This window comes from Trichococcus shcherbakoviae (assembly GCF_963666195.1).
Classification (GTDB): Bacteria; Bacillota; Bacilli; order Lactobacillales; family Aerococcaceae; genus Trichococcus; species Trichococcus shcherbakoviae.
This window is the reverse complement of record NZ_OY762653.1, coordinates 1,410,854-1,430,634: the sequence shown is the minus strand read 5'-3', so window position 1 is coordinate 1,430,634 and position 19,781 is coordinate 1,410,854. Positions and strand designations below refer to the sequence as shown.

Annotated in this window: 18 protein-coding genes; 12 read left to right on the top strand and 6 right to left on the bottom strand. The window is 43.7% G+C overall.

Going from position 1 to position 19,781, the window contains the following annotated elements; genetic code table 11:
• Positions 1-258: 258 nt before the first annotated feature.
• Positions 259-1,749: a DDE-type integrase/transposase/recombinase gene (locus tag ACKPBX_RS06800; protein ID WP_319996363.1), complete on the bottom strand. Its 1,491-nt coding sequence runs from the start codon at positions 1,747-1,749 to the stop codon at positions 259-261.
• 134 nt (positions 1,750-1,883) lie between these two features.
• Here ACKPBX_RS06800 and ACKPBX_RS06795 point away from each other — a divergent pair, with 134 nt between their 5' ends.
• A complete protein-coding gene (locus ACKPBX_RS06795) occupies positions 1,884-2,798 on the top strand; it encodes a YobF C-terminal domain-containing protein (RefSeq protein WP_319996362.1) in 915 nt (304 codons plus the stop codon).
• Between the two features lie 17 nt (positions 2,799-2,815).
• Positions 2,816-3,256, top strand: a complete 441-nt coding sequence (locus tag ACKPBX_RS06790; protein WP_034537918.1) for a hypothetical protein — start codon at positions 2,816-2,818, stop codon at positions 3,254-3,256.
• 248 nt (positions 3,257-3,504) lie between these two features.
• Here ACKPBX_RS06790 and ACKPBX_RS06785 read toward each other — a convergent pair whose 3' ends face one another.
• The 4 genes from ACKPBX_RS06785 to ACKPBX_RS06770 form a co-directional block, all read right to left on the bottom strand.
• Positions 3,505-4,275 carry a MurR/RpiR family transcriptional regulator gene (locus tag ACKPBX_RS06785; RefSeq protein ID WP_319996361.1) on the bottom strand — a complete coding sequence of 257 codons (771 nt, stop codon included), beginning with the start codon at positions 4,273-4,275 and terminating at the stop codon, positions 3,505-3,507.
• 79 nt (positions 4,276-4,354) lie between these two features.
• Entirely contained in the window at positions 4,355-5,692 is a 1,338-nt protein-coding gene (locus ACKPBX_RS06780) for a 6-phospho-alpha-glucosidase (RefSeq protein WP_086990866.1), read from the bottom strand.
• A gap of 24 nt (positions 5,693-5,716) precedes the next feature.
• Complete coding sequence (locus ACKPBX_RS06775) at positions 5,717-7,282, bottom strand: PTS transporter subunit EIIC (RefSeq protein ID WP_319996360.1); 1,566 nt, start codon at positions 7,280-7,282, stop codon at positions 5,717-5,719.
• 292 nt (positions 7,283-7,574) lie between these two features.
• Positions 7,575-8,575 (bottom strand): IS630 family transposase gene (locus ACKPBX_RS06770; protein ID WP_319996414.1). Its coding sequence is split into 2 segments (ribosomal slippage): positions 7,575-8,114 and positions 8,117-8,575, totalling 999 coding nucleotides; the frame shifts between segments, so codons are not numbered across the junction.
• A gap of 620 nt (positions 8,576-9,195) precedes the next feature.
• Between ACKPBX_RS06770 and ACKPBX_RS06765 the strand changes: the two genes are divergently transcribed.
• The gene (locus ACKPBX_RS06765; RefSeq protein ID WP_068562345.1) at positions 9,196-10,050 is read left to right on the top strand and encodes a DUF368 domain-containing protein; all 855 of its coding nucleotides are present in this window, start codon (positions 9,196-9,198) and stop codon (positions 10,048-10,050) included.
• Between the two features lie 165 nt (positions 10,051-10,215).
• Here the strand turns inward: ACKPBX_RS06765 and ACKPBX_RS06760 are convergent, their stop codons facing one another.
• Positions 10,216-11,061, bottom strand: coding sequence for a VOC family protein (locus ACKPBX_RS06760; RefSeq protein ID WP_319996359.1), 846 nt, complete (start codon positions 11,059-11,061; stop codon positions 10,216-10,218).
• Positions 11,062-11,356: 295 nt separating this feature from the next.
• Here ACKPBX_RS06760 and dnaX point away from each other — a divergent pair, with 295 nt between their 5' ends.
• From dnaX to holB, 9 genes are all read left to right on the top strand, one after another.
• Entirely contained in the window at positions 11,357-13,300 is a 1,944-nt protein-coding gene (dnaX, locus tag ACKPBX_RS06755) for a DNA polymerase III subunit gamma/tau (protein WP_319996358.1), read from the top strand.
• Positions 13,301-13,381: 81 nt separating this feature from the next.
• Positions 13,382-13,696, top strand: a complete 315-nt coding sequence (locus tag ACKPBX_RS06750; RefSeq protein ID WP_086630106.1) for a YbaB/EbfC family nucleoid-associated protein — start codon at positions 13,382-13,384, stop codon at positions 13,694-13,696.
• A 118-nt stretch (positions 13,697-13,814) separates the two neighbouring features.
• Positions 13,815-14,411 carry a recombination mediator RecR gene (recR, locus tag ACKPBX_RS06745; RefSeq protein ID WP_086630105.1) on the top strand — a complete coding sequence of 199 codons (597 nt, stop codon included), beginning with the start codon at positions 13,815-13,817 and terminating at the stop codon, positions 14,409-14,411.
• A 35-nt stretch (positions 14,412-14,446) separates the two neighbouring features.
• Positions 14,447-14,758 (top strand): YaaL family protein, encoded by a 312-nt coding sequence (locus ACKPBX_RS06740; RefSeq protein WP_319996357.1) that lies wholly within the window; start codon positions 14,447-14,449, stop codon positions 14,756-14,758.
• A gap of 307 nt (positions 14,759-15,065) precedes the next feature.
• Positions 15,066-15,506, top strand: coding sequence for a MarR family winged helix-turn-helix transcriptional regulator (locus ACKPBX_RS06735; RefSeq protein ID WP_119093566.1), 441 nt, complete (start codon positions 15,066-15,068; stop codon positions 15,504-15,506).
• On the top strand, positions 15,503-17,323 hold the full coding sequence (locus ACKPBX_RS06730) for an ABC transporter ATP-binding protein (RefSeq protein ID WP_319996356.1): 1,821 nt from the start codon (positions 15,503-15,505) through the stop codon (positions 17,321-17,323). Before ACKPBX_RS06735 ends, ACKPBX_RS06730 begins: the two co-directional genes overlap by 4 nt.
• Before the next feature lie 393 nt (positions 17,324-17,716).
• Positions 17,717-18,358, top strand: coding sequence for a dTMP kinase (tmk, locus tag ACKPBX_RS06725; RefSeq protein ID WP_319996355.1), 642 nt, complete (start codon positions 17,717-17,719; stop codon positions 18,356-18,358).
• 64 nt (positions 18,359-18,422) lie between these two features.
• On the top strand, positions 18,423-18,752 hold the full coding sequence (locus ACKPBX_RS06720; protein ID WP_319996354.1) for a cyclic di-AMP receptor DarA: 330 nt from the start codon (positions 18,423-18,425) through the stop codon (positions 18,750-18,752).
• A gap of 14 nt (positions 18,753-18,766) precedes the next feature.
• A complete protein-coding gene (gene holB, locus ACKPBX_RS06715; protein WP_200831771.1) occupies positions 18,767-19,756 on the top strand; it encodes a DNA polymerase III subunit delta' in 990 nt (329 codons plus the stop codon).
• The last annotated feature ends 25 nt before the right edge of the window (positions 19,757-19,781 follow it).

The window sequence follows — 19,781 nt, the reverse complement described above, 5'->3', positions numbered from 1 at the left end:
GAAACTGCCATGAACAATGAGGTGATGTGCAAAACTTAGCCCTGCTATTCAAAGTTGGGTGAAACAAACGCTCTTGACAACCGAGCCAATGGTTTCTTCCTGTGCCGTCAAGGGCGACGGTACACAAAAGGAGCAGCACAAAGTAGCCCTTGGCTTAAAAAATTTTAAACCATTGGCTTTTCGGATTGTAAAGAGTACGCTCCGCCGTTTGTTTAGTTTATTGGTTCTCTCTTTTTTAGAGGGCTCCGGTGCCAAAAGTTAAGGGGTTTGGTCCATCAGCCAATCTTGGGATAAAGAGATTAATTTTGTCCATTTACCTGGCATGTTGGGCATCTTATCCAGCTCGGGAATCAGCACTGGTACCTTCTTTTCCAAGGCAGCGTGCGGCCTTAAAAAGTTGAAGTAGACACAGAATAAGGTCACGAAAGAGACTGATCCCTGTTGGGATCCGAAGCCGGTGGTCGCTCTGTAATTGCCTTTGAACGTCCGATTCAACCGTTCGATGATTTGCTTTAAAGGGCGATATTCCTTTGACACTGGATCATTATTTGTAAGTCCGATTACTTGCTTCACATCAAAGGGGATGCCGTGCTGGGCATAATAGTGTTGAGCCAGAAGATAGATCGGATTGCCGTCGACGATAAAAGTCAAGTCTTCCGGTATCTGGGGCATCTTTTTGAATACTTCGCGCAAGGCGTAAATAGCAGATTCTGTATCGCGGTTTGGCGAAACATAATTCGACAGAATAATTTTATTGACCGCATCAAAGAAGAAAAATAAATAGTTCCAACGACCACTCACCCGGATGTAGGTTTCATCTCCGCAGAATTGATCGGATAATTCGTAAGGGTAGTTCTCCAAAAAGGGCTTCAGAATAACAGATGTGCTGGACGCGTAATTGAGTATGGTTTGGCCTGTAATTTTAACATTATGTACGTCGTACATAAGTACCGCTGTTTTTCTGGCGGAAAGGCCATAATTCACATGATAAGTGAGTATCAATCCCAACGTGTAAGGGGAACAATGAATATTGGCCAGATTAACTTTCGGCTGAATGATCGAGTCCTTCGAAATGGGTTCAAAAACAATATTGAATTGGCGGAATAGATAATGCATCTTAAATTGGTGCGGTTGCTTTTCGAATAAGTCTTTTTCTTCGGCTGTTAGTCCCTGTAGTCTTCTCAAGTAATAAGGACAATCCGCTCTTTTACATTTATATACATCAAATCCGTTGCGGGCCTTCACTTTTTCTAACGGATGCGTACAATGCGGGCACTTTAAAATGGCTGCTTTGGAGAAATGATTTTTAGGACTGAATAAAGCATCGCAAACTTTACAGTTGCATTGGCCTTTGGCGCCATTGTTGGCATAGAGGTAGTCTGAGGGAGCGCTGCAACATGGGCAGGTCGTGTTGAGGTCTAGGTTGATTTTAACGCCATTGCGGCGTTGAATGGGCTGGAGAACCTTCCCAGTTTTTTCGAAATGAGTTTGGAGAAGCAGATGATAGTCCAACTTTTCAACTTTTTCGATCAAAGGCAGTTCATCGACTTTGAGCTTCTGGTAATTTAAATTATCCGGAGCAGTTAACTGAGGCATACGGGAATTTTGCGTCAACAGGATTACTAGCTTCATTAACGCAAGAATAATCATTCGTTGACGCTTGATAATATCAACTAAATAGGTTAATAATAGAGGTAGCAACTTGTCATCTTCCTTTCTTTTGGGGAAATAGTGCGGTGTAGTTACCATCACTATTAACCAAAAATTGGGGGGTGGCAAGTTGTTTTTGTCGTTAACCCCGTTAAATCAACGAAAAAATACAAAATTGAACGTCTGGCAGAGCTAAACTTTGACAGTACGGAATCTAATCAGGAGGTGTTAAAATGAATTCATTTATTGGAGATGTACCTTTATGCTACACTAACTCAGTCGCTATGGTGCTAAAGTCTTATGGGTATCATTTTCAACCTGAGTATATAGAAGCCCTAATGGTAATGTGTAATGGGGCAAGCTTTGTTGATAAGAATACAAAACACCCATTAGTTTTTTTTGACAACGGACTACCCGATTTATCTATTAGTAACTCTTTAACTATGCTTGGATTCAATTATGAAGAATTTTACTTAACTGATATTGACGAAAATTCCATCGAACTTAGTAAGAAAAAATTAGAACAGTTTTTGAGAAGGGGGTCAGTTATTGTTGGTCCCTTAGATATGGGACACTTAAACTACAATCCAAATTCTATCAATCAAAGCGGAGTTGATCATTTTGTTTCAGTAACAAATCTAGAAAATGATTATATCTATTTACATGACCCTGCTGGTTATCCTTATATGAAAATGAGATTTGAAGAGTTTGTAAAAGCTTGGAGAGCCGAAGATGTTGATTATAAAAGAGGATCATTTTCAATGTGGGGAAATTTATACCGAACTAAAACACCCACTGCTAAAGAAATTTTTCATTGCGTATCAATTGTTATGAAAACTCGTTATGAACAGGGAGATACAAAAGTAATAGAGTATTACGCGAATGCGATTAAAACAAATGGTTTAAATCAACAGCAACAAAAAATTCATCACTATTTTAGTTTTCGATTAGCTTCTGCTAGAAATTTATATATGAGTGAGTTCCTTAAAGAATTTGACTTACCTAGAGCCGAAATTAAGGAGAAATTGGCTATTTCGTTTGGACAAGCACACTTGGACAGCATGAAAAAAGAATACACCAACTTGGCAAATACACTTATGGACATTGCTAAACTAGATGAACTATTTAGAACATTATGTATTCAATAAAAAGGAGACTGATAATTATGGATAAAACCATTAATACAGAATTGGGGATTATACAAGAGGTTACTGTCGAAAAAATGAACTTTCTTTATATAGAAATACCGAATGATATAGACAATCAAAAAAAAGCTTGGCCCACATTTGAAGCCCGCTTTCCTTCTTTAACAGGCAGGAAAATGTATGGACTAGATTATGGAGAGAGCAAATTATACAGGGTATGTACACTCGTTCTGGAAAGTGATCATGGAGAATTATTTGGATTTGATCAATTCGAATTTGAGGGAGGAACTTATATACGATTACGCCTCAAATTTGATCCACCAGAACTATATGAAAAAATCGGTCCAGCTTATCAGTTATTAATTGGTCATTACGAAGAGGATATCAATTGGTCATTTCCATTTATAGAACACTATAAAGCAAAAAACATACTAGATATCATGATTCCAATTACAAAATGATAATATCGATTTTATTATACTTACTACACAATCAAAGATAGTGAATCGCCATATGACAGAATTAAGTAATAGTAAATTTCAAGTTTAAGTGTCAATGAGTAGTCAATCCAATTTCTTAATACTATATTTTATATTTGAAATAAGTCAAATTTAGAACAACTACGCAATCAAAATTTAGGTGAAGCCGTTATTTCAACCCGAATAAAAAAACGACGAATACATCGTCGTTTCATAAGATAAATAATTGTTTAAGAGGATTCTTTGCGTTTATAATCCATATATCCAAAAGCAAAAGCTTCAATTAAAACAAAAAACGAAGAGGCTGTCTGTAGCCACCAATCTTTAGGTAAGGGACTGCGACTAGTTGTAGCATACAAGTTAAAATCTGATTTTCCAGATAACCAATTATTCTGTAAACTGGTAATTGAGATAATTTTGCTTTTAACAAGTTCTAATTGATGAATGATAGATTCTAACCGATTATTTTCTCCAGATAATGATAAAACAAAAACGATATCTTTTTCAGTTAGTCTCTCAAGGATTCTTCTGAACTCGTTGGAGCTACCATTTCCAGGAATGATTTGCAGAGGTTTACCAATCAAAAGAAATAATCGTTGTAATTCTGCTGCCTGATTTTTTTGTGTAATCCCTGTTGTAATGACGTAGATATTATCTACAGAATCAATAATTTGATAAATTGGGAGCCAGTTGCGGTCTTTCAAGATGTTTAATAAACGTTCTATGTCTTTAATTACTTGATTAGTAAAAGTTATTTGCTCATCAAAACGTTCTTCATGATCTTGCCATTTAATGAAATTTCTAAGTTCGGTGAATCCAGTAAACCCTAATTTCTGTGAAAAGCGTATAACTGAAGACTTTGAGGATAAACTATTTTTAGCAAATTCAAGTGTACTCATAGTGGGAATTATATCGATATTTTCCATGATATAATTACACATTAATAACTCTGTTTCGTTTAAATCAGCATAATGTTCGTTTACTAAATCTGTAAAGCGCATAATAGTACTCATCCTATCTCAAATAAAATTCTTATAGTATCTTATCCATTTTTATAACATACTTTCAGATAGAAGACTATTAACTTAATGTTGGCCACCACTCTTGATTTGCTTCAATTAGCTCATCTAAAATTTGTTTTGCGACTTTAGCTGAAGGAACTGTTTTTGATAGAGTCAATGCTTGCCATAATTTTTGATAAGATTTTTGTTCATAAGCATCTACTACTAATTTTTCAACTGCTACTTGTTGTTCAATCATTCCTTTTTGGAAATGAGGAATTTTACCCATACATAGTGGTTCATAACCACGTTTACTTACAATACAAGGCACTTCAACCATCGCATCATCATCTAAATTAGCAATTGCTCCGTCATTTTTTACAATTAATAGCATACGTTCGTAGGTATTGTAAGCTAATGCTGCTGCTAAATGTACAATAAACTCTGCATGTTCGCCAGCTTCAATAGTAGTATCTTTTGCTGATTGATTGTCTGCGACCCTCTTGCATTCAGCAAATACATTTTTTTCACGATTATCCATTACTTCATTTGCCCGAGTATAATCAGGATTGGCATGAGAAACTACATAATCGGAGTATAAGTAGTATTTTAAGTACGTATTAGGTACAGTTTCAGGATCAATTGCATAAACATCTTTTGCTTTTTGGAAAGTGTCCATCCAGCTGGCTTCTTCAAGTAAAGGATTACCTTCCTCAGCAGCAGAAGCATACCCATATTTTTGTACATGCTCTTTTAATCTTGGCATTAAATCATTGCCCTCTTTGTCATACATTTCAGTCCACCAGCCGAAATGATTTAATCCATAATATCGGTCAACAATTTCAAGTTCACTATCGAGCCCAAGAATATCAGCGATTGATTTCTTAATAGCTACAGGCATATCACAAATATTAATGATTTTTGCATTTGGTCGCATACGACGTGTTGCTTCAGCAACGATTGAAGCTGGATTTGAATAGTTTAACATCCAAGCATTTGGGGAATATTTTTCCATATAGTCAATCAGCTCAATGACTCCCGGAATAGAACGCATTCCATAGGCCATTCCACCAGGTCCACAAGTTTCTTGTCCTACAACACCATATTTTAAAGGAATTTTTTCATCTTTTTCTCGCATACTTAATCCACCTACTCGGATATGAGCCATGACAAAATCAATATCTGTAAATGCTTCTTCGGGATCGGTTGTTGCAATAAATTCAATTTCTGGGGCTCTTTCTTTTACAATCACTTCGCAAGCTTTGGCAACAATCTCCTGACGTTTCTGATCATTATCGTAAAACTTCAATGTGCGTAAAGGGAATTTATCTTGATTTTCAATTAACATCATAACAATTCCCGCAGTATAAGTACTTCCGCCTCCTGCGATAACGACTGATTGTTTTTTTCTTTCCATATTTAATCCACTCCTTGATTCATATTATTCTGTAATTCCTAAGACATCGCATACTTCTTCTTTGAAAGTTTGTACACCCATACCAATAATAACTTGAATATTTTTTCCATTTTCAACGATCCCTTTTTGTTGAGAAACTTTTTCTAATATCCCTTTTTCAACTTTGTTTTCGTCTTTTACAGTAACTCTTAATCTTGTAAAACAATTTGTTACATGTTCAATGTTATTTGGACCACCTAATCCATCAATGACTAAAGCAACGTCATTAGAATTTAACAATTCTGATTGACTATTTTCTTCTACTTCTGAGGTAGTTATAACATTACCTTCAGCGGCTAATTCTAAATTCTCTCTGCCAGGAGTTTTAATATCTAATTTTCTAATCAAGAAAACAAAGATTACGAACCAAATGACACTCATAATAATTCCTACGATAATCACAATATAAAACTTGGTTACACTTGGACTAAATGCTGAATTTGATACAATGGTGTCTATCAATCCAAAGAGCATATATGTCCTTGCGCCTAATGCCCATAAAAGTGTTTCTGAGATAGCAGTTAATACGCTATGAACGAACCATAGTAGAGGCGAAATAAATAGGAAGGAGAAATCTAAAGGTTCGGTGATACCTGCTACAGATGCAACAAACATTGAAGGTAAAACCATCCCTTTTACTTCATCTTTTCTTTCTTTTTTCGCACTGTAGATGATTGCTAAAGCAACTGCAATCGAACCAAATATTTTTACAAAACCGAATGTTGCAAATCTTAAAGAGGGATCTAAGGTAGTAATTGTGCTAGCATTAGCCATTTGCGCATAAAAAATGTTTGCTGCACCACTATATACTTGCCCATTGATTTCTGCTGTACCGCCAAGTGCGGTAAAACAAAACGGCATCCATAATAGGTGATGAAGACCAGTAGGGATTAAGAAGCGATTTCCGAATGAGTACACGAATACGCCAATTAACCCTGTTGTTAAAATAAAGCCAGATAGTGATGAAATCAATCCATTGACAATTGGCCAAATATAAGACATTGTTACTGCTAAAATTAAAATGACAGGAATAAGTAACATGAACGTAAAGCGAGATTCACCATAAATACTTAAGAAATCAGCAAATTTTTTATCTGAAAATTTATTGTGGAAGTAACCAACTATAGAACCAATAATCATTCCTAAAAATACATTCATATCAACAACTTGAAAACCTAAAACCATTCCTTGCCCTGTCCCAAACAATCCCATTTCTCCTGGATTAGCGATTTGATTCGTTAGAATTAACCATGCATTATTCGCTGCTAGAAAAAAAAGAAATGAAATCAAAGCGATGAGGGAGGCTTCAGCCTTTTTCTTGTTAGCTAAAGAAGAAGCGATACCTATACAAAAAATTAATGCTAAATTATTCAACATGCTATCCATCATGGTTTTTATCAATGTGCCAAATGTTTGTAGAAAACTAGGCATAAATTGAAGCTGTAAAATAACTGAAAAAGCTAAGAATAAACCCATAACAGCCATGAATTTTACAGGAACGATAACAGATCGAGAAAATTTTTGCATTGCTTGACTAACATTCTCTTTCATCAAAACAACCTCCTAATTTACATTTTTTAGATACGTATCTAAAAAGTAATTTATCACATTAGTAAATCGCTTACAACGTATCGGATAGAGTATGGACTTAAGTCCATACTCTGAAACCAAATTGATGTAACGAACTTGAATTACTAGCAAGAGTTTGGTTTCAAATGGTGGACTTAAGATTGTCTTTGTGAGCTGTCGTATGGCGAAATAGATCCATTTAAGATAGGATATCTGGTGGGGAAATTCAATTTGTAAAACCATTTTTTTTTATATATAGGTTGAATTAAATACTTTACATCCGCACGCACAGTCGGTCAATCACCTCAAGGGGACGCTCGTTTACATCGGCTAAGAAACCGCGGACCGACTGTTTGATTTTCTGGACGTGGTCAAAAAAAACATTGTTGATGACCGATTCCTTGAGCCACTTCCAAACGCCTTCCATTAGGTTCAACTGAGGGCTGTAGGGAGGGAGGAAGATGAGTGCCAGGCGCCTAGCGTTTTCTTCAAGAAAAGACTGGATCAGCTTGGCGTGGTGGATACGGGCATTATCCAATACCATCACGATTTTTCCGGTGGGGTATTCCCGCAACGTCCGCTCCAGAAAACGGAGGAAGGCCGCTGCGTCGTATGCCCCTTCTTCTGTACAAATGATCCGACCGGTTTCATAATCCAAGGTGCCTATCAATTTTACCCCTTTGTGTTGTCCATAAGTGGGGATTTTTCGCTGGTGGCCGCGGAGAAACCAGGTGCAGCCAATGGCTTGGTAATCCCGGATCATGGTTTCGTCCTCGAATAGGAGGTGGTCAATATCGCTATTCAGCAATTTTTTTTTAGGCTCGGGAAGGTTTCTTCCAAAAATACCTGTTGTTTCTTGGAATCCGCTTTTTTGAGGGTATACGTCGGACGGGTCCAGCTTAGTCCTAGCCGGTGAAGGAGGTCCGCCACGCCTTTTTGCGTATATCCATAACCCCATTCCCGGAGAATCAGGTCACACACAATCGCCAATGTCCAATTGGCACGGGATTTGAAACCTACTTCCTCCGGAGTGTGGTAGGCGACGATTTGGACCAGTTCCGCTTCCTGTTCATCTGTCAGCCGTGAAGGTCGTCCGCTTTGTTTTTTGGAGACTAAACCTTGGATTCCATTATGGCAGTAATTTTTCACATAGTGGCTGACAGTATGCTCGTCGCGGCCGATGGTGTGCCCGGCTTCTTTCCGGGTGTGGCCTTCAAGAACCAACTTGACTGCCAGTAAACGCTCGTACAACCGGCGGTTGTCTGTCGTATTCATCGCTTTTTCCAATTCACGGATTTGGCGTTCTGTTTCCCTGTTCCCCACTCCTCAAGTGTTTTCTTTAGTATACGCCTATAGGAGGAAAAACGAATACAATTTAACTCAATTTATATATCTATGCAAAGTTCATAAACCTTACTTGTAAGCTTAATTGCAATATTGTGTAGGAATGTCTTGCAAAACACAACACCTACGAAAGTAGCAATTTATCCATTCGCTCCCTATTGGTATTCCATCGTCCGGCAAAAACCATTCGCAAGGAAGGGAACGGGCTGGTTCTGCCATTGGTTTTCCTTTAATACCCAACCATCTTTACCTTATCCCATCCACAATAAAAGTAACCCTCCAGATGGTGCTTTTGTTGTGGATGAAAAGCTTGTATAATGAAATAGCTATCCAGATTCCAGCAAAAGTTCCCAAATCTTTAAGAAAAGTCTATTATTTTTAAAATAATTGGACTTATGTTGATTCTCCATGTACGCTTATAGGATGAAAAGATCAGCAGAAGTGGGAACGAGAGATGGTGCAGCGTGCCTCTGGAATTTTTAAAGAGATGCACGTGTTTGATGAAATAGGATAATTATAGAAACTTTTAAAAACAAAGGGGAATTTGGTTCATGAAAACGCATAAAGAACAAAGTAGGATTCAAGTGATTGACTGGTTGCTTAGGATGATGAAAGGGATGATGATCGGGTCGGGGGCTATCCTTCCGGGAGTCAGCGGTGGCGCACTTGCGGCTGTTTTTGGCTTATACGAACCATTGATTGTCTTTCTCTCGGATATCACGAATGATTTTGTCAAACGGGTTATGTACTTCTTGCCGGTTGGGGTAGGGGGAATCTTAGGCGTCTTCGTACTGGCCTATCCCTTGGACTACGGGCTGCAGTATTATCCCGTCCATGTATTGTGGGCTTTCATAGGAGCCATTATCGGAACGCTTCCTTCGCTTTACCGGGAAGCGGGCAAGCATGGACGCACGCGTGGGCATATCATACTAGCGTTAACGGTTGCCATTGTCATGTTTTTCATTCTGTTCTGGTCCAATGAGAATCTCAATCTGCATGTGGGTCAAAATTTCTTCACCTGGTTACTAGCGGGTGCCATTTTTGCTTCTGGTTTCATTGTCCCTGGCTTGAGCCCCTCAAACTTTTTAATTTATCTGAATTTGTACCAGCCTCTGACAGAAGGCATTCGCCTGCTTGATTTTTCGATCTTGATTCCCGTGGCCATCGGAGCTGTTCTCTGCATTTTTCTTTTTGCCAAAGCGGTACGGTACTTACTGAACATTGCGTATGCGACAGTCTTCCATTTTGTGTTCGGCGTGGTGATTGCCTCCACCACCATCATTGCTCCCTCATTGGAACTATACAGCGGCTTCACCTTCCTTAATTATGCTGTCGTTCTCTTGCTCTTCTTTGCCGGCTTAGCACTTGGCTTGTGGATGGGGAAATTGGAAGACACTTATAAGTAATCCTTTGAGAGATTACCGGCTCTTCATATGAAAGCTATCTTGCTGAATAAATCCGAACGGAGCTGGGACAAAAGTCTTCGTATCTGAAATCGAAAAAAATTAAGACGCAAATCCTGTAGGGCAGGGTTTGCGTCTTAGTTTTTTTAGATGATAAATAAATGACTATTATTGATGAATGACCGCATGGATCTCGATGCCGCTGTTGTCTTTGAAGATAAGGGTATTGTCTTTTTCTTCAAACGAAACCTCAGCCTGGACCAATCTGCCTTTCAACGCTTCATAGGCAACGTTGTCGGCGACTACCCAAGTGAAATACGCCAAGCCTGGTTGATTTTCTTCAGCAGCAGGGAGATGTTTTCCAGCCCACATGTTCGAACCGATGTGGTGATGGTAGTTCCCGGCGGCGAAGAATTTTGCTTGCCCGAAGAAGTCGGACTTCAATGAAATACCGAGTACGTTTTCGTAAAATTGTTGTGTTTCGACCAGATCGTGAACGGTCAAATGGACGTGTCCCATTATGGAGCCGGAAGGGATGCCATCATAAATTTTGACCATCGCGCCGATTACGCCATCAGCATCCATCGCTTCGGTAACGCCCTCGATTTTGCCGTCCGGACGGATATCCCAATCCGACATCTCTTTGTCGCGGTAGATTTCGATGCCATTGCCTTCCGGATCGTTGAAGTAAATGGCTTCGCTGTAGCCGTGGTCACTCGCTCCATCAATGCCGTATTTCTTCGTCAGCAAATGATACAGGATGGATCCCAAGTCCGCGCGGGTCGGCAAAAGGATCGCCAAGTGGAAAAGTCCAGTCGTTCTTTTGCGGTTGGATGGCGCGTCAAGTTGGATCAATTCCACCAAAGGCGTGTTGTCCGCGGCAACCCCCAACACAACCGAATTTTCCTTTTCTTCCATTAAATCCAAGCCAAGCGCTTCCTGGTAGAATTGCGTCATTTTCTTCAGATCATTGACTTTCAAGGCAACCTTGCCCAAATCCCAAAATGCTGTCATATTCTTTTTCCCCTTTGTTGTCTATTGTCGTTTTTTTATTTGAAGCCCGTTCTTGCCGGAATAGTATCACAAATTTAATTAATACGAATTCGAACTATTTGGTAAATTCACTATAATGCCTAACTTACTTTTTGTCAATTGTTTTTATCTACTTGTTTTAAAGGGGCTGAATTCCCCCAGAATCAAGCGTAATACAAGCTTATATTAAGCAGGAAAGCCACAGAGCGATGCCTTTCTATTTTACTGTTTTTCCCTTATAATAGATGGACGAAGCAAAAGTGAAAGAGGGAAAAGGATGAGCTATCAAGCACTATATCGGGTTTGGCGCCCGCAGCGGTTCGGAGACATCGCAGGTCAGGAAGCGGTCACGCAGACGCTGAAGAATGCCTTAATACAGGGGAAAACGAGCCATGCTTACCTTTTTACCGGGCCGCGCGGAACGGGTAAGACGAGTGCAGCCAAGATTTTTGCGAAAGCCATCAACTGTCATCATCGCGTCGATGGGGAGCCGTGTAACGAATGTGAAACATGCAAGGCCATCACCGAAGGACGCTTGAACGACGTCATCGAAATCGATGCCGCCAGCAACAACGGCGTGGAGGAGATCCGGGACATCCGCGACAAAGCGCGTTATGCGCCGACCCAAGCCGACTACAAAGTCTACATCATCGATGAGGTCCATATGCTCTCGACCGGGGCCTTCAATGCGCTCCTGAAAACGCTGGAGGAGCCGCCGGAAAATGTCATCTTCATTTTGGCGACGACGGAACCGCATAAGATTCCGTTGACGATCATTTCCAGGACGCAGCGCTTCGACTTCAAGCGGATTTCCTATCAGGACATCATCAACCGGATGGCCTATATCCTGCAGGAGGAGAAGATCGGCTATGATGATCAGGCGCTGCATGTCATCGCGCGCTCCGCGAACGGCGGGATGCGGGATGCGCTCAGTTTGCTCGATCAGATCATTTCCTATGGTTCGGATGCGGTCACTTTCGAAAATGCGGTGAAAGTTTCAGGCAGTCTGACGGAGGAAATGATGATTTCCTTTTCCAGCGCGTTGCTACATGAAGAGACGGAATCGGCGCTGCAATTGCTGCAGGAAATTCTGAGTGCCGGCAAAGAGGCTGGTCGTTTCCTTGAGGAGATGATCCTGTTTGCGCGGGATGTGCTGGTTTATCAACAGACAAAAGGCAAGGCCTTTGCGGACAATACGCAACAATACAGCGAAGCTTTTCAGACTTTCTCGCAGGAGGCGCCGGCAACGTTCCTCTACGAGATGATCGAAGCCTTCAACGAGACCCAAGGGGAAATGCGCTTCTCAACGCAACCGGATATCTATCTGGAAGTGTTGGCGGTGAAGCTGTCCCAATCCAAGGCGCATGCACAGGCGGCAGCTCCGAGCGCACAAGTGGCACCGAACGGAGAAATCCAGAAGCTGGCGCACGAATTGGAGCTCGTCAAAAAGGAACTTGCGAAGCTGCAGGAACTGATCGCTTCCGGGAATCTTACCGTTTCCCAGGAGGGGGCCAAAGCGGCACCAGTCAAAAAAGAAACGGCTCGTTCGTCGAACACGTCAGTCGGATTCAAACCCAACATGGGGCGGACTTACCAGATTTTGGGTGAGGCTACGAAACAGGATCTTGCCCGCGTCCGGGATTTCTGGACGGACATCCTGGATGTGCTCTCGGTCACCCAACGTGCCGTGCTCAAGCAGGCCAATCCGGTGGCGGCGAGTCCGACCAGTTTCATCCTGTCGTTCCAGTATGATATCCTTTGCCAAAAGGCGACGGAGGATGCTGAACTGCAGGCGGCTGTGGATGCGGCAACGCAGCGGATGCTGCAGCGCCCTGGTGAATTAGTGTGCTTGACGGAAGAGCAGTGGACATCGGTGCGACGCAACTACATTCAGAACCGGAACGACAGCCCGTCTGCTGAATCCGTGGGTGAACCAAAACAAGCCGCGCCAAAACAGGCGGGGGCACCATCGGCTGCTTCTAAACAGCAGGCTTCGGCAACAGTCGGTAAGGATAAGCCTGTCGATCTGGATCTGCCGCCTGAACCTCCGATGCCGGAAATGGAAGACGGTTACCGCGGTGACTATCATCCCGGGAATTTCGCCGATGATTTTTCGGTCGAGACCGATCCAATCGTGATAGAGGAACAAAAGGAACAGGAAGTCGTCGATCAGGCGCTGAGCCTTTTCGGGGATGAAGTCGTAACTGTCGTCGAGGACTGACAGCGTTCGAAATAAACACAAGCTATGAACACAAACTAAAATACACAAACTAAAATACACAAACAGAGAGGGAGTCATACAATGCGAGGCGGAATGGGAAATATGCAAGGCATGATGAAACAAATGCAAAAAATGCAGAAAGAAATGGAGCAGACACAAGCAGAACTCAATATAACGGAGTTTGTCGGTGCGGCTTCAAATGATTTGGTCAAAATCACGATGACCGGCAACAAGAAGGTGACCGACGTTGTCATCGCACCTGAAGCGGTCGATCCGGAAGATGTGGAAATGCTGCAGGATCTGATCCTGATGGCGACTAATGACGCATTAAGCAAGATCGATGAAGCAACGAAAGCGAAATTGGGCAAGTTTGCCAGCGCGATTCCGGGCTTCTAATCCAGACTACAGGCAATAAGCGAAATGAATGAGGGGAGCGAGGGTGAGACAAGTCGGGCAGTGTTGACTTTAGTCCCAGCCTCCTTTCTTTTGAGAGAAGAAAAGGGGATTTATCGAAATGCAATACCCAGAACCGATAGCTAAATTAATCGAAAGTTTCATGAAATTGCCGGGCATCGGGCAAAAAACGGCAGCCCGGTTGGCCTTTTTCTGTCTGGATATGGATGAGGAGGCTGTGTTGGCGTTTGCGGACGCGCTGATCCGTTCAAAAAGGGATTTACACCAGTGCGCCATCTGCGGTAATATTACCGAATCAGATCCATGCAACATCTGTGCGGACAATACCCGGGACAAGTCCATTATCCTGGTGGTCGAAAATCCCCGCGACATCATGTCGATGGAGAAAATCCGGGAATACCACGGTTTGTACCATGTGTTGAATGGCGTCCTTTCACCGATGGAAGGGACCGGCCCGGAAGATCTGAACATTGCCAGTCTGATCAAACGCCTGCAGGATGAGACAGTCAAGGAAATCATCATCGCAACGAATGCGACAGCCGAAGGGGAAGCGACAGCAATGTATCTTTCGCGTCTGATCAAGCCGGCAGGTATCAAAGTGACGCGTCTGGCTTACGGGCTGGCGGTTGGCAGCGATATCGAATACGCGGATGAGATGACCCTCTTCCGTGCCATCGATGGGCGCCGGGAACTGTAACAAGGGTAGGAACAACGGGGGGAACGGAAAACAAAATGGCATTCCATTTGAACAGCGCAAGCAAGAAGCAGGGACACTTAAAGCAGAAATACGACGAAAAACTGGTAGACTTGATCAGCGATGTCCATCAACATTACACTACTTTGGCTCAACTGCAGCAGAATGCCTATGATTTGCCGGAAGATTTGCGTATCTTTGAGAAGATAGCGGAAGCGAAATATCTGTTCCTGCTGCGGGAAGCCAAAGAAAGACAGATCCAAGCGGATATTTCCGCACCGAAAAAAGCCAAGCAATTCCGTTGGCGCAAGCGCACGAACCGCGCGGAAGATATTTTCTATTCGGAATGACAAAGAACCAGACCGGCGGCGGTCTGGTTTTTTTGCGCTCTTTAAACATTAGTGAGTCAGGAGAAAACATGAATAAACCGAAAGAATTCATGTTTATGGGCCGAAATGTGATCGAAAACATGAATAATTCGACAGAATTCATGTTTAGAGACCAAAATGTTGTCGAGAACATGGATAATCGACAGATATCCATGTTTTCCGCTTGTCGGAACACCTAGCGCAAGCATTTTTGTTGCAAAATAATTAGGTACCTAATATAATAAAGGGGAATAGATAGGTACCTAACTATCTGGAGGAGGAAATTATTATGGAAGAACAAAATAAAGATGTCATCGGCAGCGCGATGAAGCTGATGCGTACGTTGCGGCGCAAGGAGAATCCCGCCAAGCACGAATCGCGCGGAGCGGGAAGGCTTTTGCGGGTATTGCAGGAAAACGACGGGATGAGTTCGCGGGAATTGGCTGACCGGATGGGAATCCGGCCGGCTTCCTTAACGGAGATGCTGAACCGGCTCGAGGCTGATGGGATCTTGACGCGTCAGTCAGACCCGGCTGATCAGCGCAGAAACAGGATTTTTATCCAGGAAAAGGGGTCTGTTTTATTGAAAAAAATGAAGGCAGTGCGCCAAACGGAAAGGGAGCACATCAATAAAAGCTTGACGTTGGATGAGCAGGAACAATTTGTCGCGCTCTGCGAAAAACTGACAAAATCCTTGGAGGACTTCAGAAACCAAGCGGGTGAGCAATGATGGGCGGCAACGGGTTCAAAGGGGGCCGCGGCGGTTTCCTGACGGAGGAGGAAAAACAGAACAGCCCAAAAATCACGGCGCAGTTGCTGAAGCGGATGTTCAGTTATCTCATACCTTATTGGAAGCAGCTCATCGTTTCCGTGCTGGCGATCATCACCTCATCGGTATTCGGTGTGTTTCCGACAATACTGACTGGACGTATCATCGATGAAGGCCTGTTGCAGCAGGACCTGACTGTGCTGATCCGTCTGATCGGCCTCTCGTTCGGGGTGTTGATCATCGCCAATCTGATCAGCGTCGTGGAGAGCTATGTCAATGTCTGGATGGCGGAAAACATCACCTATGATATGCGCAATAAGATGTACAGCCATCTGCAGCGGATGTCGCACCGGTTCTTCACGACCAGCAAGCAGGGCGACATCATCACCCGCATGACCAGCGATATCGGCGGCGTGCAGAGTGTTCTGACGGGTACTTGGACGAGTATCCTGCAGAATTTTGCGACGTTGACGGTTGCGCTCGTCACGATGTACACGAAAAGCCCTTTGCTGGCGACGATCGGTATCGTGGTAGTGCCGTTGTTCATCCTGCCGACGAAGCGCGTGGGCAAAAGGCGTTGGGAAATAACGCTTGAGTCACGGAAGCACAATGACGACATCAACCAGATCCTGAACGAGACGCTCAGTGTCAGCGGGCAATTGCTTTCGAAATTGTTCGTCACGGAAAACTACGAGTTCGACCGCTATCAGGAAGCCAACAAACAGATGATTCGCTTGAACATCAAGGAAAGTATGGCGGGCAAATGGTTCCGGGTCGTGATCAACGTCTTCACGAACATCGGTCCGATGTTGATCTATCTGGTCGGCGGAATTCTCATTATTGAATACGGCAACACGGATCTGACAATCGGGGATATTACCGTCATGGTGGCGCTCCTGGGCAGGATGTACGGACCAGTCAATTCCTTGCTGAATATCCAGGTTGATATGATCCGCTCGATGGCACTTTTTGATCGCATATTCGAGTATTTCGATCTGCCTGTGGAAATCGACAATGATCCGCAGGCGCTCCGGCCTGAGTCGTTTGCTGGCGAGTTGGCTTTTGAAGAGGTTTCCTTCCACTATGATCCGGACCAGCCGATATTGAACAACGTCAGTTTCGAGCTGAAGCCGGGATCATCCGTCGCCATCGTCGGGCCTTCGGGAGCGGGCAAGTCCACCATCATCAACCTGATTCCGCGCCTCTATGATGTGACAGGCGGAAGAATCCGATTGGACGGCGTCGATATTCGCAAACTCGATCTGGCCTTTCTACGCCAGCACATCGGCGTGGTGACGCAGGACACGTATTTGTTCAACGGTACGATAAGAGAAAATCTGCTCTACGCCAAGTCCGATGCTACGCAGGCCGAAATCGAGCAAGCGTGCAGTGAAGCCAATATTCACGCGTTCATCAGTGGGCTGCCGAAAGGTTACGACACCGTAGTGGGTAACCGCGGCATGAAGCTTTCCGGCGGTGAAAAGCAGCGGCTTTCGATCGCTCGGATCATCCTTCGGAAACCGGGGCTAATCATTTTCGATGAAGCGACTTCTTCCTTGGACTCCATCTCGGAGCATGCCATCCAGGAAGCGATAGCGCCGATCCTGGCCAAAAGCACGAGCCTGATCATTGCGCATCGTCTTTCGACGATCCTGTCGGCTGATGAAATCTTGGTGCTGGAGAAAGGCAAAATCGTTGAACGAGGAGACCACGAGACGCTCGTCAAAAAGGGCGGCATCTACACGACGCTGTACAATACGCAAATGAAGCAAACATAGGATTATCAAGAGGGGCGCCCATGTGGAATGGGGTTGTCCCTTTTTTTGTGGGGATTGGCGGATGTTCGCCGAAAACATGAATAAATCGAAAGAATTCATCTTTTGAGGTCGAAATGTGGTCGAAAACATGAATAAATCTCGGGTATTCATGTTTAGAGGCCGGAATGTAGTCGGAAACATGAATAAGCAACGGGTATTCATCTTTTCAGCTTGTCGGCACACGTAATCCAGGCGCACCCGGAGCCGGAAACAGTTTCATGGCTCTATTTTCAGAAAAAGGCAATCAAGACAATTAATTGTTGCAAAATTGACAAAGCTATATCGGATTCATCTGTATAAAAAAACTTTCATTTAGCGTATAATAGAAGTATTAGAATCGTAGGAGTGTGCAAAGTGAGAGGGATTTTCATCACAATCGAAGGGCCAGATGGCTCAGGCAAGACAACCGCGTTGCAGCAAGTAGTGCCGCGTCTGCAACAAGAGATGAACCGTAAAGTGGTAGCGACGAGAGAACCGGGTGGAAGCCCAATCGCGGAAAAGATCCGCTCGTTGATACTGGATCCTTTGCATACGGACATGGATTCTAGGACAGAGGCTTTATTGTATGCGGCAAGCCGCCGCCAACATCTGATCGAAAAGGTGTTGCCCGTTTTGGAAAGTGGAGACGTCATTTTTTGTGATCGTTTTGTAGATAGTTCAATCGCTTATCAAGGCTACGCAAGAGGCATCGGTGAAGAGGGTATCCGTGAAATCAACCAATTCGCAACAGGAGGTCTCGAGCCGGATGTGACGTTGTATATCGATGTCCCGGCGGAAGTGGGCATTCAAAGGATCCATGCGAATCTGGACGAACGGGAATACAACCGTTTGGATCAGGAAAAGCTCGATTTCCATGAAAAAGTCCGAGCCGGCTATCAGCAATTGGCGAAGGCTAATCCGGAACGGATAGTGGTCGTCGATGGCACGATGAGCCGTGAAGCTGTAGCGGAAGCGTGCTATCACATCATCAAAAACAGATTTCCAAGCTATTTTTAGAGCAAGATCATTTGCCAAGCATCACTGATCGGCCTTTTTAACATATAGAAAGAGGGGATTCGTTATGAAATTAATTATGGCTATAATTCAAGATAAAGACAGTGCTATCCTATCCGATGAGTTGGTGGAAGCGAACGTCCGCGCTACGAAATTGCCCTCTACAGGCGGTTTTCTGCGCGCCGGCAATACCACCTTCATGATCGGTGTGGAAGACGAACGGGTCGATGAAGTATTGAGTATCATCAAAACCAATTGTGAAGCGCGCGAGCAGTTCGTAGCGACTCCAGTAAGCATGGATGTGCCGTTGGACAACGCAATCGCCTATCCGATGGAAGTGCATGTAGGCGGAGCGACCGTGTTTGTCTTGCCGGTAGATAGTTTTCACAGATTCTGATGACGAAGGAAAGGATGGATGGTGTGACACAGCTTTTGATGAGGCAACAGCCGGAACTGCTCGAAAGGTTCCAACGGACGATTCGTGAAAAACGACTGGTCCACGCTTATTTGTTTGAAGGAGCGCAGGGAACCGGTAAGGAAGAATTGGCGCGTTGGATAACTCAGATGCTCTTTTGCGAGGAGCTGCAGGATGATCAGCCTTGTGGGCACTGCAATCATTGCCTGCGGATTGCGGCGGGCGAATTTCCCGATATGGCGGAAATCAGGCCGGATGGCAACACCATCAAAGTCAACCAAGTACGCGAACTGAAGGCCGAGCTTTCCAAAAGCGGGATGGAGGGCAGCCGCAAGGTCTATCTGATTTATGACGCCGAAAAAATGACGGTCAGCGCTTCGAACAGTCTGCTGACGTTTTTGGAGGAGCCGCAGAAAGATACTTACCTGATTCTGATGACCACGGCCAAGGAAAATATCCTGCCGACCATCCGCTCACGTTGCCAAATCGTCCATTTCCAGGTCATCAACAAGCAGATTTTAGGGGAAACCTTGGAGGCACAGGGGATAAAGCATGAAAATGCGGCTTTGTTGGCGGCCATCACCAATAACCAAGAAGCAGCTTTGTTGCTGAACCAAGAGGAAAGCTTCCACGAATCCAAGAAGCGGACGTGGGCTTGGTTCCAACTGATGACCGATAAAAATCCCCAAGCATTTGTGTTTGTGCAGACCGACTTGATGGACGGGCTGAAGGACAAAAATGATGGGCACTTCTTTTTGGACTTGCTATTATTCTATTACCGTGATTTACTGTATACCAAGTACAGCAATAAGCAAGCTATCGTCAACAAAAATCACGGAAAAGAGTACGAGCGTATTGCAGAAAAACTGCATCCTCAGGAAATCACCCGGCATATGGAAAATATCCTCAATGGAAAGAAACATCTGGAAGCAAATGTTCAACTCCAAGGGGTACTGGAAGAAATCGCGCTCGGGAATAGCCTATAGATAAAGCTTCTGGAGGAGAAAGAAA

What these genes read in the sequence shown, in the direction of transcription:
- ACKPBX_RS06795 (WP_319996362.1), top strand. Translation starts at nt 1,884, where the DNA reads ATGAATTCATTTATTGGAGATGTACCTTTATGCTACACTAACTCAGTC.
- ACKPBX_RS06740 (WP_319996357.1), top strand. Translation starts at nt 14,447, where the DNA reads ATGGCATTCCATTTGAACAGCGCAAGCAAGAAGCAGGGACACTTAAAG.
- ACKPBX_RS06720 (WP_319996354.1), top strand. Translation starts at nt 18,423, where the DNA reads ATGAAATTAATTATGGCTATAATTCAAGATAAAGACAGTGCTATCCTA.
- recR (WP_086630105.1), top strand. Translation starts at nt 13,815, where the DNA reads ATGCAATACCCAGAACCGATAGCTAAATTAATCGAAAGTTTCATGAAA.
- ACKPBX_RS06760 (WP_319996359.1), bottom strand. Translation starts at nt 11,061, where the DNA reads ATGACAGCATTTTGGGATTTGGGCAAGGTTGCCTTGAAAGTCAATGAT.
- ACKPBX_RS06765 (WP_068562345.1), top strand. Translation starts at nt 9,196, where the DNA reads ATGAAAACGCATAAAGAACAAAGTAGGATTCAAGTGATTGACTGGTTG.
- ACKPBX_RS06775 (WP_319996360.1), bottom strand. Translation starts at nt 7,282, where the DNA reads ATGAAAGAGAATGTTAGTCAAGCAATGCAAAAATTTTCTCGATCTGTT.
- ACKPBX_RS06735 (WP_119093566.1), top strand. Translation starts at nt 15,066, where the DNA reads ATGGAAGAACAAAATAAAGATGTCATCGGCAGCGCGATGAAGCTGATG.
- ACKPBX_RS06780 (WP_086990866.1), bottom strand. Translation starts at nt 5,692, where the DNA reads ATGGAAAGAAAAAAACAATCAGTCGTTATCGCAGGAGGCGGAAGTACT.
- ACKPBX_RS06800 (WP_319996363.1), bottom strand. Translation starts at nt 1,749, where the DNA reads ATGGTAACTACACCGCACTATTTCCCCAAAAGAAAGGAAGATGACAAG.
- ACKPBX_RS06730 (WP_319996356.1), top strand. Translation starts at nt 15,503, where the DNA reads ATGATGGGCGGCAACGGGTTCAAAGGGGGCCGCGGCGGTTTCCTGACG.
- ACKPBX_RS06785 (WP_319996361.1), bottom strand. Translation starts at nt 4,275, where the DNA reads ATGCGCTTTACAGATTTAGTAAACGAACATTATGCTGATTTAAACGAA.
- ACKPBX_RS06790 (WP_034537918.1), top strand. Translation starts at nt 2,816, where the DNA reads ATGGATAAAACCATTAATACAGAATTGGGGATTATACAAGAGGTTACT.
- holB (WP_200831771.1), top strand. Translation starts at nt 18,767, where the DNA reads ATGGATGGTGTGACACAGCTTTTGATGAGGCAACAGCCGGAACTGCTC.
- dnaX (WP_319996358.1), top strand. Translation starts at nt 11,357, where the DNA reads ATGAGCTATCAAGCACTATATCGGGTTTGGCGCCCGCAGCGGTTCGGA.
- ACKPBX_RS06750 (WP_086630106.1), top strand. Translation starts at nt 13,382, where the DNA reads ATGCGAGGCGGAATGGGAAATATGCAAGGCATGATGAAACAAATGCAA.